The sequence below is a fragment of the Pedobacter sp. GQ55 genome (assembly GCF_059758925.1).
In genome coordinates this window covers 192,143-206,772 of record NZ_JCAXEI010000002.1, presented here as the reverse complement: position 1 = coordinate 206,772, position 14,630 = coordinate 192,143, and the positions used below count along the sequence as shown (strand labels likewise).

15 protein-coding genes are annotated in these 14,630 nt (G+C 40.9%); all 15 read left to right on the top strand.

Features of this window, described 5'->3' with window-relative positions:
- The first annotated feature begins 68 nt into the window (after window positions 1-68).
- Window positions 69-740, top strand: a complete 672-nt coding sequence (locus AC6CH7_RS05570) for a succinate dehydrogenase cytochrome b subunit (protein WP_498261753.1) — start codon at window positions 69-71, stop codon at window positions 738-740.
- A gap of 21 nt (window positions 741-761) precedes the next feature.
- Entirely contained in the window at window positions 762-2,066 is a 1,305-nt protein-coding gene (locus AC6CH7_RS05565) for an NAD(P)/FAD-dependent oxidoreductase (RefSeq protein ID WP_498261752.1), read from the top strand.
- Entirely contained in the window at window positions 2,053-2,538 is a 486-nt protein-coding gene (locus tag AC6CH7_RS05560) for a DoxX family protein (RefSeq protein WP_498261751.1), read from the top strand. The genes AC6CH7_RS05565 and AC6CH7_RS05560 overlap by 14 nt, the downstream gene beginning before the upstream one ends.
- An 88-nt stretch (window positions 2,539-2,626) precedes the next feature.
- Window positions 2,627-3,079 carry a hypothetical protein gene (locus tag AC6CH7_RS05555; RefSeq protein WP_498261750.1) on the top strand — a complete coding sequence of 151 codons (453 nt, stop codon included), beginning with the start codon at window positions 2,627-2,629 and terminating at the stop codon, window positions 3,077-3,079.
- A 126-nt stretch (window positions 3,080-3,205) separates the two neighbouring features.
- Complete coding sequence (locus tag AC6CH7_RS05550; RefSeq protein ID WP_498261749.1) at window positions 3,206-3,649, top strand: carboxymuconolactone decarboxylase family protein; 444 nt, start codon at window positions 3,206-3,208, stop codon at window positions 3,647-3,649.
- A gap of 22 nt (window positions 3,650-3,671) precedes the next feature.
- Window positions 3,672-4,292 carry an FMN-dependent NADH-azoreductase gene (locus AC6CH7_RS05545; protein ID WP_498261748.1) on the top strand — a complete coding sequence of 207 codons (621 nt, stop codon included), beginning with the start codon at window positions 3,672-3,674 and terminating at the stop codon, window positions 4,290-4,292.
- Window positions 4,293-4,298: 6 nt separating this feature from the next.
- Window positions 4,299-4,742 carry a GNAT family N-acetyltransferase gene (locus AC6CH7_RS05540; RefSeq protein ID WP_498261747.1) on the top strand — a complete coding sequence of 148 codons (444 nt, stop codon included), beginning with the start codon at window positions 4,299-4,301 and terminating at the stop codon, window positions 4,740-4,742.
- Between the two features lie 43 nt (window positions 4,743-4,785).
- Entirely contained in the window at window positions 4,786-5,475 is a 690-nt protein-coding gene (locus AC6CH7_RS05535; RefSeq protein WP_498261746.1) for a transmembrane-type terpene cyclase, read from the top strand.
- Between the two features lie 59 nt (window positions 5,476-5,534).
- Complete coding sequence (locus AC6CH7_RS05530; RefSeq protein ID WP_498261745.1) at window positions 5,535-5,870, top strand: hypothetical protein; 336 nt, start codon at window positions 5,535-5,537, stop codon at window positions 5,868-5,870.
- A gap of 20 nt (window positions 5,871-5,890) precedes the next feature.
- Window positions 5,891-6,121 (top strand): hypothetical protein, encoded by a 231-nt coding sequence (locus tag AC6CH7_RS05525; RefSeq protein ID WP_498261744.1) that lies wholly within the window; start codon window positions 5,891-5,893, stop codon window positions 6,119-6,121.
- A 292-nt stretch (window positions 6,122-6,413) separates the two neighbouring features.
- The gene (locus AC6CH7_RS05520) at window positions 6,414-6,785 is read left to right on the top strand and encodes a MutS-related protein (protein WP_498261743.1); all 372 of its coding nucleotides are present in this window, start codon (window positions 6,414-6,416) and stop codon (window positions 6,783-6,785) included.
- A gap of 372 nt (window positions 6,786-7,157) precedes the next feature.
- Window positions 7,158-8,462: an NAD(P)/FAD-dependent oxidoreductase gene (locus AC6CH7_RS05515; RefSeq protein WP_498261742.1), complete on the top strand. Its 1,305-nt coding sequence runs from the start codon at window positions 7,158-7,160 to the stop codon at window positions 8,460-8,462.
- Between the two features lie 533 nt (window positions 8,463-8,995).
- The gene (locus AC6CH7_RS05510; protein ID WP_498261741.1) at window positions 8,996-9,511 is read left to right on the top strand and encodes an RrF2 family transcriptional regulator; all 516 of its coding nucleotides are present in this window, start codon (window positions 8,996-8,998) and stop codon (window positions 9,509-9,511) included.
- A 765-nt stretch (window positions 9,512-10,276) separates the two neighbouring features.
- Window positions 10,277-11,410 (top strand): efflux RND transporter periplasmic adaptor subunit, encoded by a 1,134-nt coding sequence (locus AC6CH7_RS05505; protein ID WP_498261740.1) that lies wholly within the window; start codon window positions 10,277-10,279, stop codon window positions 11,408-11,410.
- A gap of 21 nt (window positions 11,411-11,431) precedes the next feature.
- Complete coding sequence (locus AC6CH7_RS05500; protein WP_498261739.1) at window positions 11,432-14,623, top strand: efflux RND transporter permease subunit; 3,192 nt, start codon at window positions 11,432-11,434, stop codon at window positions 14,621-14,623.
- Window positions 14,624-14,630 lie beyond the last annotated feature (7 nt).

Genomic DNA, 14,630 nt, shown 5'->3' with positions numbered 1-14,630 from the left:
CTCATTTAATATTGAACCACGTTAAGAGAAGAATAAATTGCAATTAACAAGTATAAAAAAACACAATTATGAAATGGTTTTTCAAGACATTTAGAAGTTCCATTGGGAAAAAATTGACAATGGCATTAACGGGGCTTTTCTTAATCAGTTTTTTAATTGTTCACGCTGGAATCAACGCACTCATTTTTTACAATGATGGAGGGGAGACATTCAATAACGCGGCGCATTTTATGGGAACTAACCCTATAATCAGAACAATTGAGATTGGCTTGGTGATAGGAATACTTTTACACATCATCCAGTCTCTTCTACTTTGGCGTTCCAATAGGGCAGCACGTCCGGTACGCTATGCTATGGTAAAGTCTTCACCGCATGTTTCTTGGTACAGCAAAAGCATGACTTTATTGGGGACATTGATATTAATGTTCCTGATACTACATACCTCAAACTTCTGGATACCGAACCGTACACACCAGTTTCTACATGGTGAGGAGCTGCCATTGTATGTAATGATGTTGGAAAAATTTAGTAATCCAATACAGGTTGTTATTTATCTACTCGGAATATCCTCCTTGTTCTATCACCTGCTGCATGGCTTCTCCAGCGCTTTCCAGAGTCTGGGTTTAAATCACAAAAAGTACAATTCGCTTATAAGGTATTCAGGATGGTTATTTTCTGTTATCATCTGCCTGACATTTGCCATGATGCCACTATCAATCCTTTTGAATTGGATAAAATAGTAAATAAACAAGTTTTTTCATATGGAAATTTTAGAAGAACAGCCTAAAAAAAAGCATATTGTAGTGGTAGGTGGTGGATTTGCCGGACTAAACTTCGCTCAGAAGCTTTCCAATAACAACCATTATGATGTTACAGTATTGGACAGAAACAACTATAATTATTTCACACCGCTGCTTTATCAGGTAGCTACCGGCTTTTTAGATCCGACGGCAATCAGCTATCCATTCCGGATGCTGTTTCGTAATACTGGAATCAAATTTAGAATGGCGGAGCTAATATACGTGGATACAGATCGACAACGCTTAAAGCTGAATACCGGGGAGCTGGCCTATGATTACCTGGTTTTTGCAGCTGATACGAAAACTAATTTCTTTGGAAATTCCAATATGATGGATAAGGTGATACCCCTTAAGGAGATAGATGATGCTATTGATATGCGAAACGTATTAATTAGAACAATGGAAAATGCAACTTTGGAACAGGATCCAGTAGAGAGAAAAAAATTATTAACCATTGTAATCGTAGGAGGCGGTGCCACTGGAGTTGAGGTTGCAGGTGTACTTGCCGAAATGAAAAAGCATATTTTATTGAAAGATTATCCAGAGCTTGAGAATACAGCCGGAGTAATCTATATTGTTGACGGACAGGACAGCTTACTACCGCCAATGAGTGAGAAGTCGCATAAGGCAGCCTATAAAATCCTGACCCGGCTGGGAGTGGAAATTAAATTAAATACAGTGGTTTCAAGTTATGAGAATGATAAGGTTACTTTTTCTGATGGACAATCAGTTGATGCTAGGACGGTAATATGGTGCGCTGGGGTCACGGCAAATTTATTTGACGGCATCCCCAAAAGCAGTCTGGGTTCGGGGAACCGCATGAAGACTGATGCGTTCAATCAAGTCGTAGGGTTAGAGAAAGTATATGCTATTGGAGATATCTGCCTTCAAGAAACCGATTTGGTTTATCCGAAAGGGCATCCTCAGTTAGCCCAGCCTGCCATTCAACATGGAAAGCATCTTGCCAGCAATTTATTAGCACTGGCAACAGGAAAAGCGCTAAAGCCCTTTAAATATTTTGATAAGGGCGATATGGCTATTATAGGGAGGAATTATGCAGTTGCAGATCTTTTCAAACATAAATTCCATCTGAGAGGATTTATAGGTTTATTGAGCTGGTTATTCATCCACGTAGTATCACTTGTTAACTATAACAATAAGATTAAAACGATATACGGTTGGATTGTAGCATATTTAACCAATGATCAGCACCTGAGAATGATTTTCAAAGAGTCTGTCAAACAAACGAAATATGATGAATTATGAACCTGAAAGCTTGATGCAGCTTATATTAAACACTAACTATAATTTTACTTTCACCCTGATCAGAGTTGTTTCAGGGATAATTATTTTTCCATACGGAATGCAAAAACTTTTTGGATGGTGGGATGATTTGGGGGGTGGAGTTGGTATTAAAGAATCACTCGCTTCGTTTGCGACGAAAAAAATCCCGGTATCGATAGCTTGGATGGTCATAATTGGACAATCAATTGGAAGTATTATGTTGATAATCGGTTTATTTGGGAGAATTGCGGCATTATTTAACTTCATAATCTTTGTAGGAGCAATGTTCAAACATTCTTCAGACGGATGGGCGATGAACTGGATGGGAACTAAAAAAGGAGAAGGTATAGAGTATTTCATCATGCTACTGGCCATTTTACTCTTTGTCATCATCAATGGTAGTGGTGCTTTGTCTATTGATTATCTACTTACCCCGGGATTAGATAGGAATTAAATTTAGCTGGACTACTAATATATTTTTATCTGGTACGTTATTTAGCCTTTTTCGTAGGATACCTTTGTATAATCAAAACGACATAGATATGAGAAATCCATTTTTTATTGCCCAATTACTATTGCGGTTTTCCCTAGGGATTGGTTTTTTGTTACCCGTGCTGGACCGCACGGGATATTTCGGCGGACCCGGATCTCCGAACGTAAACTGGGGCGATTGGACCAGCTTTGTCGGTTATACACACCTGCTTATGCCTTACCTGAGTCTCAGCGTAGCTGCTTATTTTGGTTTTGCTGCGACCGTTTTTGAAGTTCTGTTTGCCGTGATGCTTATCACCGGTTATAAGACAAGGTATGCTGCTCTTGGATGTTTCGCGCTGACGCTGATCTTTGCCGGGAGCATGATGCTTTTCCTGCACGTTCGGGCACCCTTCAATTCTTCAGTATTTACCGTGAGTTTTTCAGGTTTACTACTGGCTTCATTCTCCAAATTTCCCTGGAGTGTCGATGCATATTTGAATGGCCCGTCAAAGTTAAACTGAGCATTGCTGTACCGCTTTAGTGTTGCCGAAAATCATTACAGAGGCAATAAATCAAAGATTAGTGATGCGGCAGTATCGACAAGAACGAAGAGATTAAAACTTATTATCAAATTTTAAAATATACTTATGTCATCAAGATTAAATATTAAAGAATTAATTCCCGAGTCTTATCAAATAATCATGCAGTTGTCGCAGTTTTTGGCAAATGCCGGAATAGATAAACTACAGCATGAACTGATCAAGATCCGGGGTTCCCAGATTAACGGTTGTGCATTTTGCATGGATATTCACATTAAGGAAGCCATAAAACATGGCGAAGACCCTAGAAGATTATATGTCTTAAGTGCCTGGCGGGAAGCGAAGGACTGGTTCAGTGCTGAAGACCAGGTTGTCTTGAAGCTTACCGAGGAAATCACCTTGATTGCTGATAATGGGCTGAGCGATGAAACTTATGGTGAGTCGGTGGCGCTTTTCGGAAAGGAAATGACGGCTAAATTAATTATTGCGGTGATCAGTATAAATGTGTTGAACCGTATGGGTGTATCCCAGAAATTGCATCCCTTATCCTAACTTTTAAACAAAATTTCATACTATGAGTAAAGTATTAATTATAAATGCAAGTGCCCGTAAAGAACGTTCAATCAGTAGGTATATGACCAATGTATTTGTCGAGCTATGGGAGCAAAGACATCCCGGTGATACCATCATTTATCGGGGATTGGGACAGGATAATATTCCCCATGTCACTGAGAAGTGGATTGCAGGGGCTTTCAAGCCCTCAGAGCTGCGCAATGCAGAAGATCTGGAGGCTCTGAAAATAAGCGATGAGTTAGTCGCCGAGCTTAAGGATGCTGATGTCATTGTTATTGGCACCCCCATGTACAATTGGTCAGTGCCCAGTGTATTGAAGGCCTATATCGATCAGGTGCTGCGTGTAAATGAAACGGTTCTGGTTAGTAAAGACGACATCAAAAATCCTTACACAGGACTGCTGAAAGACAAAAGTGCGTTCCTGCTGATGGTTCGTGGAAATATGGGGTATGACCCCGGAGACTTTTATGAACACATGGATTTTCAGACGAAATACCTCAAAACAGTATTTGGTATCTTGGGAATTGATGATGTCCGACACGTTGCGCTGAACGGCTCGGCTCTTGGAGAGGATTCCCTGGTCTTGGCAAGAGAGAAGGTTGAACAACTTTTAAACAATTAATAGATCATGAAATTTATATCTGCTGAAACAAGAGCACAGGTAGCGTTTTGCAAAGAGGTACTTTTTGCATTCCGGACCAATCTGAACGAGTCAACTTATATTGATCTGGTCATGAAAATGATCGAAGACGAAAGATTTAAACTGATTTATATTCCTGCAGATGACAATACCAAAGCCGCAGCATTCATCGGTTACCGGGTTATGCATACCCTGAGGACAAGCTGGATGATTTATATTGACGACTTATATACTGACCCGGAATACAGAGGCAGGGGATACGCTGGCGCCTTGCTTGACTATGTCGACCAGGAAGCAGTAGTAGAGGATATACCTTCAGTTCATCTTGATAGCGGATACATGCTGCACGATGCGCACCGGCTTTATTTAAACAAAGGATATGTCCTGGCCTGTAACCATTTTGGAAAAAATACAGGGCTGTCAGGGCAATAAAACCTGCGGCGCACAAAATACCTAGCATAAAAGAATAAGAATTATGAATGCAGAAATGGTTGCAACCTCAGCGAGCGGACTGGCCTGGACTGTGGTATATATTGCACTGACCTACCGCGGGATAAAGGATAAATCTTACGGGATGCCGCTGGTACCGCTGGCACTGAATTTTGCTTGGGAAGTTGTCTTTGCCCTGGTCTATCCTCCGGCGGCAACCGGGGTTGCAGGCGCCATAATAAATGGAATTTGGATGCTCTGTGATATTGGAATTATTGCGACTTATTTTATGTACAGTTATTCCTATTTTTTTCGTCGCTATGGGATTTCAAAGCCGACCTGGCTGATTTTTTCTATAATGGCATTTTTAGTGGCATTTGGGATTATGCTGACAGGCGGCCCTTTCTTCGGACAGTTCAGCAACTATTTCAAGACAGACATTTTTCAGGGTGCCATTTTTATCGCTTATCTGCAAAATCTGATCATTTCCGTTTGTTTTCTTTTGATGATCTGGGAGCGGAAAAGTATCGAAGGACAATCACTCACGATTGGTGTTTTTAAATGTATAGGCACAGGACTTACTGTGGGTATCTATTACTTGTTCATACTTCATAAAGGGGAGGCTCATTTGATGAATATTATTGTCGGGTTTACTTTTGTTCTGGATCTGATTTACATCGGCACCATTTTTCGGCTCTTGAAACAAGAGGGGAAAAATCCCTGGGCCCGCTTATAGCTAGTTTTAAGTGTGACCCTTTTTAACCTCTCAAAAATTGACCAAATTTTATCACACATATGAACACTAACACATGGATGATTATTACGTTAAATTCCCTGAAAAGAGCTAAAAGAATTGTTTCAGGGTTATGTTTGCTACTTGTTATGGGTGCTTGTAAAAGCATGTATTCTAGCAAATCCGGCTCATCATCTAATAATCCTGAAGCCAGGTTAGGCTGGGAACTGGGCTCTCAGGCTTATACCTTTAGGTTGTTTACCTTCGCACAGGCCGTAAAAAAAAATGACAGCTGTAAGCTGAGGTATGTTGAGGCATTTCCAGGGCAACAAATTGGTGGCGGCATAACGGGAACAATGGGTCCTGATATGGATGAGGCAAAAGAAAAGCGGTTTTAGAACTGCTCAAAGCTAATAACGTGAAAGTTGTCGCTTTTGGAGTTACCGGGGCAGACAGCGAGGCTGACTGGACTAAACTGTTTGAGTTTTGCAAAGCGATGGGCATACATACCATCACCTTAGAGCCAAATGAAAGAGACATTCCGCTGCTGTCAAAACCGGCGGATAAGTATGAGATCAATGTGGCCATCCATAACCACCCGAATCCTTTCCCACTATTGGAAACCGGAGGTAGTATTGAATGCGATTAAGGGCAAGAGTCAGCGTATCGGGGCTTGTGCGGAATTGGTCACTGGGTACGCTCGGGATTAGACCCTGTTGAATGCCTCAAAAAACTTGAAGGCCATGTCCTCCACGCACACATGAAAGACCTTCTTGAAAAAAGTAAAGATGGTCATGATGTGCATTAGGGGGACGGGATTTCAAATATTCCGGGTATAATCGCTGAATTGAAAAGACATAATTTTAAAGGTGCAATTTCTGCTGAATACGAGCACAACTGGAAAAGTAACAGTTATGTAATTCTCTGTAAAGGAAGGTCTTATGTCCATTAATGTACCGGATAACCTGGATATGGGCTATAGCCATTTTTATGCCGAAGTGCTGCGTGTAAAAAAAGTAGCCGCAGATAAAAATCTGTTCGTCATATTTGATGATTTGTTTAAAGGCACCAATGTAAAGGATGCATATGATGCCACACTGGCTATCACAGAGGCTTTTTCAGAAAACAGGAATTGTTTTTTTATGATTTCCACGCATATTATTGAGGTTGGTGAAGATTTAAGGAAGAAGTGTGACAATTTTAAATTTGCTTATTTGCCGACGGTGATGCAAGATCAGATACCCAAATATACCTTCGGGATGATCATTATAGAAAATGAAGGTATTCTTGATATGCTGAACAAAGCTTTTTAGGCTGCGATTCAATGGGCTCAGCGGGGTGGCAATGATATAAGGTTACCATTTATAGGTATTGACAATTTAAGGAAAATTTACAAGGCAATATTTTTGCAGAAGAAAGGACTCCTGCTTTAAGATGCCAAGAAGAGCAGAAACCTTAGTTTTTCTGCTCTTCTTCAGCCTGAAATGTTGAGAAGACTTTTACAGTGGCCTCGTTTTTAATGGTCTTCTTTTCAAGCTTAACATAGCCATGACAAATATATTTTTCTTAATATAGATATTTGCGACACTAGTTAGCGCAATTAAAGTCTCCCAGTGAAATCTCTTATGAATGGTTAATGAGAGAGGCTGACAAAGGCGTAATTGTAAAGTTTAATTTTTAAGACAATGGGTAATATTAAAGTAAAGCACGCAAAAGAAAATATTGTGGTCGTGGGCGGAGGTTTCGCTGGGTTAAGGTTTGTGCAGCAAATGTTCAATAACAGGTATTACAATGTGACACTTATTGACAAAAACAATTACAACTTCTTTACACCCTTGCTTTACCAGGTTGCTACCGGGTTCCTTGATGCTTCCAGCATTAGCTATCCTTTTCGAAAACTGTTTAGAGATAAAGGGATCCATTTCAGGCTGGCAGAGGTGATCAGTATAGACACGGAAGATCAGGTTGTTTATTTAGATGAGGGTGAAATAAAATACGATCACTTGGTTTTCGCCGCGGGTGCAAAAGCAAATTTTTTCGGGAACGAGAGCGTTATGGCTAATGCCATTTCACTCAAAGGAATGGAAGATGCGCTGTTTATGAGGAATGAATTGATCAAAACCGTAGAGAAAGCTGCTATTGAAAGTGATCCTGCCGAAAGGAAAAAGCTTTTGACAGTTGTCGTTGCGGGAGGAGGACCAACAGGGGTAGAAGTGGCTGGTATGCTGGCAGAGATGAAAAATCACATCATTGAAAAAGAATATCCTGAGCTAAAAGGGGCGGATGGTCAGTTATTAGTAGTGGACGGTAATCCAGTGCTGCTTGCACCAATGAGTGAAAAATCGCATAAGGAAACCTACGATGCGTTAATTAAGTTGGGTGTAAAAATTAAACTAAATAGCCGTGTGACGAGTTTTACGAATGATCAGGTCAGTTTTTCTGATGGAGAAGTTATCGAGACAAAAACCTTGATCTGGTGTGCAGGAATAATTGCACACACCTTTGCGGGAATCCCTGATAGTAGTCTTGGCATTGGAAATAGAATGAAAACTGACAATTTTAATAGGGTATACGGGCTGGCTAATGTGTATGCTATAGGGGATATTAGTGTCCAGCAGACTGATGATCTTTATCCAAAGGGCCACCCACAATTGGCACAGCCGGCTATTCAGCAAGGCCGTACCTTAGCGAGGAATCTCATTACCATTGCAAAAGGTAAGGTGCCAACACCATTTAAATATTTTGACAGGGGTGATATGGCAATAGTAGGCCGGCATCATGCGGTTGCAGATTTATTTAAGCATAAAGTGCATCTGAGTGGGTTTTTAGCGTTGCTGGGCTGGTTGTTTATTCACTTGATTTCCCTGGTCAATTACGACAATAAAATTAAGACGCTATATGAATGGATTGTTGCTTATTTAACTAAGGATCAGGCTTTGCGAATGATTTTTAAGCATAAGCAAGTGAGTAAGCCGCTAGAAAGCAAGTAAACTAATTTGTCATTGTTTAAATGCACTCGATTCATTGTGAATCACTTAAAAATTAGATTATAAAAATAGATATTATAGATAATAATTATCTTAATTAAAAGTGTTCCAAATAACTTTAATCCAATACTGCAGTTGTTACAAAGGCTAACTGAAGAGGCTTAAGTAGCCGAAACCCCAGACTGGGGTATTAGTCAAAAGCTAAATTATGGTAGTATCAGTTGCTACACGGTTTTATAGTGATACCAAAAACTATAGGCACATGGTTAAGCCAACCCATGGTGAATGCAAATAGCAGGATCAAATAACAGATGTAACAGAATATTGCACGGTCGATCCGCAAATATGTTACTACCTGTATAGGATGTAATGAGGCCGTGGACTGTTGCAAGCCAGTATTAAACTCAGAGCACATCCAGCAGGTTGATGATAATATTTGTATTTCTGATGACAAGAATACAAATTGTTAACTTTTAAAAACTTAATTTTGAAATCAATCCTTTCATTAAATATTTACAGACTTTAAAATATAGGAAATGCCAACTCTAGGAAAAAATGTAGAATACGCGATACACTCTTTAGTGTATTTTGTGGGTAGTCCCAAAGGGAGCACGATAACCATCCGCGATTTATCTAAGTTCCAGAATATTTCTGAGACCTATTTGGCGAAAGCTTTTACTAAACTGAAGAAGTACGGAATAGTTAGATCCAATATTGGAGTCAAAGGGGGATACTCATTGGCCAAATCACCTGATCAGATTACCTTTTTAGATATAGTATTGGCAGTTGAAGGAGAAATATCTTTTTTTCAATGTAACGGGATCAGAGAGCGGTGCATATTGGTGGATCGGGGTGATTTACCTTGGGTAAAAGGGGATTTTTGTACCATCCATCAGGTCATGATAGAAACGGAAAACAAGATAAAGGAGTCACTAAAAGCAAAAAACCTTCAATGGCTATATGAAACCATTAAAAAAGAATCAAATTCTAAATTAATGGAAAGATCTCAAATTTGGTTTGAAAACAATGTTTTCAAAAGCCAGATTGAGTAAGAATCTGTTCAGCTTTTCGGTTTTACCTCGCTTGTATATTCCGTTCATTTTTCTCAATTATCCAATGGAGGGCTTAAATTAGCCGATAGATTCGATTATTGACTCACAAATTCAGATTTCTCACAGGATGATCACGCTTTGTTTTTTCGAAAATAGGGTGATCGTCTCTTTTGTAAATCTTTCCATTTTTACTCAGATCTTTTATCAACGCATGAGGAACTTGGCTCGCCTTTGGTTTTTATTCATCATGAATATAGAATTAAACGCAGGGAGCGTTTCTTTAGGTAGTTGAAGTTTTAGTCATTTTTAACTCCGGAGCTTTGTTGAATTATATAAGCTCATGAAATCAAAGATTATTAAAAAGGATCAGTATCCTATTTAATCTGTTGCCCGCAATCCTGTAAACTCTAAATTTTATGGAAACACTTTTCTACATTTCTTTAGCTATCCGCGCGTTTTGTATCGTAACGATTTTATATGTTAACCTTCCCGAAAAGAGGATTAGAGCTGCTCATAACGGCAGAAAATAACAGTAACCTTTTGTAAGTAATGCGTTTTTATTTTTTGTAATAGCTGGCCCGTTGGTAATACTTATCCGTGTGTTATAAGGAATTGCCATGTCTGGTCTAAAACTGACTGTTTGTGGTTTAATTACCTGTAAATCAGTCATAAGTAGTTTTTTTGCATTGAAAACTCAACGGTGTCAATAAATATGGAATCCTTCCAAAAATGAATTATAACAATTTTAATCTTAAATACAATCCAATGAAATCACTCTTTTATGCTGTTCTTACAGTTGTTATTGCTGGCTGTTCATCTAAGCCAAAACAGGCGGAGACTGCTCCAGCCCCAACCTTACCGATCACCAGCCTTTTTTCGGAAACCCAGACCACCTATCAGGACTATCCCGCGTCCATACAAGGCAAGGTCAATATTGAAATCCGGCCACAAGTTAGCGGAACACTCGACAAAATATTTGTGGATGAGGGTGCTTTTGTGAAAGCCGGGCAAGCCATTTACAAAATTAATGAGCAACCATTCCGCGCTGCACTGAACAATGCATTAGCGAGCCAGCATGCCACAGAAAGTTCTTTGATCAATGCGCGTTTGGAGGTAGAAAAGCTAAAACCGCTGGTCCAGAACAACGTAGTGTCTGACTATCAGCTGAAATCTGCAAATGCTGCCTGTGAAGTAGCTAAAGCAAATGTCGATCAGGCGAAGGCAAATGTGGCTACAGCGCGGATCAACCTGGCCTATACACTGATTAAGGCCCCAACAAGCGGGTATATCAGCCGGCTAAGAAAAAAACAGGGAAGTCTGGTTGGACCAAATGATCAGGAGCCACTTACAGAACTGTCTGATGTTCATGAAGTCCACGTTTATTTCGCTCTGGGGGAAAGGGATTTTGTGAATTTTAAAAATCAATATCCAGGGGAGACTCTTGCCGATAAGCTGTCGAAACTTCCTGAGGTTTCCCTGGTGTTACCCGATAATTCTGAATACCCGAGAAAAGGAAAAATTGATATGATCGATGGTCAGTTTGACAATTCCACGGGTGCAATAACTTTACGTGCAATTTTCCCCAATGTGGAGGGCTTGCTACGCTCTGGTAATACCGGAAAAGTAAGATTAAGTCTTCAACATAAGGATGTCATGATCGTTCCGCAGGAAGCTACAGTCGAAATTCAGGACAAGGTATTTGTGTATTCGGTTGCAGACAGCAATAAAGTGACAATGAAACCCATTACCATTGTTGGTAGAAGCGGTTCTAATTATTTGGTGAAAGAGGGTGTGGAACGCGGTGAAAAAATTGTCTTAAGTGGATTCAGTAATCTGCAGGAAGGGGCAATCATCAATCCCCAGTCTGTAGCAGTAAATACCGCAGTTGCCAAAAAATAATCACCAAATTATCTAAAAATTATGTTAAAGAAATTCATAGAAAGACCGGTCCTGGCCACAGTCATCTCTATTTTATTGGTGGCTCTGGGCTTGATAGGACTGTTTAAATTGCCGCTGCAACAATTCCCGGACATCGCTCCGCCCGCAGTAATGGTAACAGCAAATTATCCCGGAGCGAACGCCGAAACGGTCTTAAGGTCGGTCGCACCATCACTGGAAGAATCCATAAATGGTGTCGAGGGCATGACTTATATGACCTCAACAGCAAGTAATGATGGGTCACTTGCGATCACCATTTATTTTAAATTGGGAACCAGCCCTGACCAGGCTGCGGTAAATGTTCAGAACAGGGTTGCCCAGGCCACCAGTCAGTTACCGGCAGAGGTTGTACAGCAAGGCATAACGACGGTAAAGCAGCAGAATAGTCTGATTATGGTGCTGGGGATGTACACTGAAGACGAAAAGAAATACGATCCGGTATTTATAGCGAATTATGCCAAGATCAATATTCTCCCAGAAATCAAACGGATTCCGGGAGTTGGTTCTGCAACGATTTTTGGAGGAAATAAAGACTACTCGATGCGTGTTTGGCTTAATCCATCGCAGATGGAGAATTATAAGGTTATGCCTAGTGAAGTAATGGCTGCCATCCAGGACAAAAGTCTGGAGTCTGCTCCCGGACGTTTTGGCGAAGGCAATAAAGTAGTATTTGAATATGTAATAAAATATAAGGGTAAATTTACGAACGCTGAGGATTATGAAAATATACCCATCCGCTCGAACGCTGATGGTTCTGTATTGCGTTTAAGGGATGTGGCAAGGGTCGAATTCGGTGCCTATACTTATAACAGCTTGACGCAGTTGAGTGGAAAAAAAGGGGTCGCAATAGGTGTAATTCAGCTTGCCGGGTCGAATGCCAACGACATCCAGATTGCCATAGCTGAGCTTATGGAAAAAGCAGCTAAAGATTTTCCGACAGGTGTGAAACACTCTATATTTTACAATACCAAAGATTCACTTGACCAATCCATTGAACAGGTCATACATACCCTGATTGAGGCATTCATTCTGGTATTCATTGTGGTGTTTATTTTCTTACAGGATTTAAGGTCTACCTTAATCCCTGCCATTGCGGTGCCTGTGGCGATCATTGGTACTTTCTTTTTCATGCACCTGTTTGGATTTTCAATCAACTTACTGACATTGTTTGCCATGATTCTGGCTATTGGGATTGTTGTCGATGATGCCATTGTCGTCGTGGAGGCAGTCCATGCGAAAATGGAACACAAAAAGCTCAATGCAAAGCACGCTACAGTAGAGGCAATGCATGAGATTACAGGCGCCATTATTTCCATAACGCTGGTCATGTCAGCGGTATTCCTGCCGGTCGGTTTTCTGGAAGGATCTACAGGTGTTTTCTACCGCCAGTTCGCATTTACTATGGCAACAGCGATTATTATATCTGCCATCAATGCACTGACCTTAAGCCCGGCGCTGGCCGCCCTATTTCTGAAGAGTGACCATGTCGAGGGTGAAGAACCAAAAAAGGGCTTCACTAAGCGATTCTTCATTGGTTTTAACCACAGCTTTAATGCCATGACTCAGAGGTACGTCGGAGCACTACAATTCCTGATTCGTCATAAGTGGTTAAGTATGGCGGGGCTGCTGCTTGTCGTGTTAAGTACGGTTTGGATGGTCAACAGGACCCCAAGTGGTTTTATTCCTGCCGAGGATCAGGGTTTCATTGCCATTGCGATAAATACACCGTCGGGTACCTCTTTGGATAAAACCATTAATCTGATGCAGGTAGCAGATAAAAAACTGCGTGAACTTCAGGCAGTGGCATTCACCGATGCCATCTCCGGGTACAGCATTTTAACTTCCTCTAATAGCCCCTCCCAGGCGGTATGTTTTGTCATTTTAAAGCCGACAGCAGAAAGAGGAGAAACAAAAGACCTAAACGGGGTTATGGATATCATCCGGGGTACACTTAATGAAATAACAGGAGGTAGCTTTTTCGTTTTTACTTTCCCGACTGTTCCTGGTTTCAGTAATGTTGAAGCTCTGGACGTTGTTTTGCAGGATAAAACCGGGGGCAAGCTGGATAAATTCAGCGGGATTTCAAAGGATTTTATCGGTAAGTTGATGCAACAAAAAGAAATTGCATTTGCCTTCACCTCATTTAAAGCCGACTATCCGCAATTGGAATTGGAAATTGACCACGATAAAGCATCCCAGCTTGGTGTGAACGTAAAGGATGTCCTTCAAACCATGCAGGCTTATTTTGGTACTGCACAGGCCTCGGATTTTAACAGGTTTGGAAAGTATTATCGGGTAGTGGTTCAGGCAGATGCTGCTGACAGGGCCGATCCTTCGGCGATGGACAGGGTTTATGTGAAGAATAAGAGCGGTGATATGGTACCTATAAATACCTTGGCGAAACTTACACGGGTTTATGGCTCTGAAACAGTTTCCCGCTATAACATGTTCAGTTCAATTGGTCTTAATGTGATTCCTAAGCCTGGATTTAGCACGGGTGATGCGATAAAGGCGATTCAGGTATTGGCGGCAAAGGAACTGCCACAGGGTTATTCTTTTGAGTTCTCGGGCCAAACCAGAGAAGAGCTTTCCTCTGGAGGGCAGTCCACGATTATCTTTATCATGAGCCTCATATTTGTTTATTTTATCCTCTCCGCTCAGTATGAAAGTTACATCCTTCCTTTAGCTGTAATACTTTCCATTCCAGTAGGTGTGTTTGGAGTGTTTCTGGTGCTCGGGATTACTGGAATTGAAAATAACATATACGTTCAGGTCTCCCTGATCATGCTGATAGGATTACTGGCCAAAAATGCTATCCTGATTGTCGAGTTTGCCCTTCAGCGCAGAAAAAGGGGCCAATCTATTCTCGCTGCCGCACTGGAGGCTTCAAAGCTGCGTCTGCGACCGATTTTAATGACCTCTCTGGCGTTTGTGGTTGGATTGTTTCCTATGAGCATTGCAACAGGTCCTTCCGCCCAGGGAAATCATTCCATCAGTATTTCAGCTGCCGGCGGAATGCTCTCGGGAGTATTGCTTGGAGTGTTTATCATTCCAGTGCTGTTTGTCATATTTCAGAGCCTGCATGAAAAAATTGTAGGTACAAACATAGTTGACCTAGAGGAGGATAAGCATAAAAAACATCAAGAAGAAGATCTTGCGCTGGTAACTGAGTAAAAGGTCA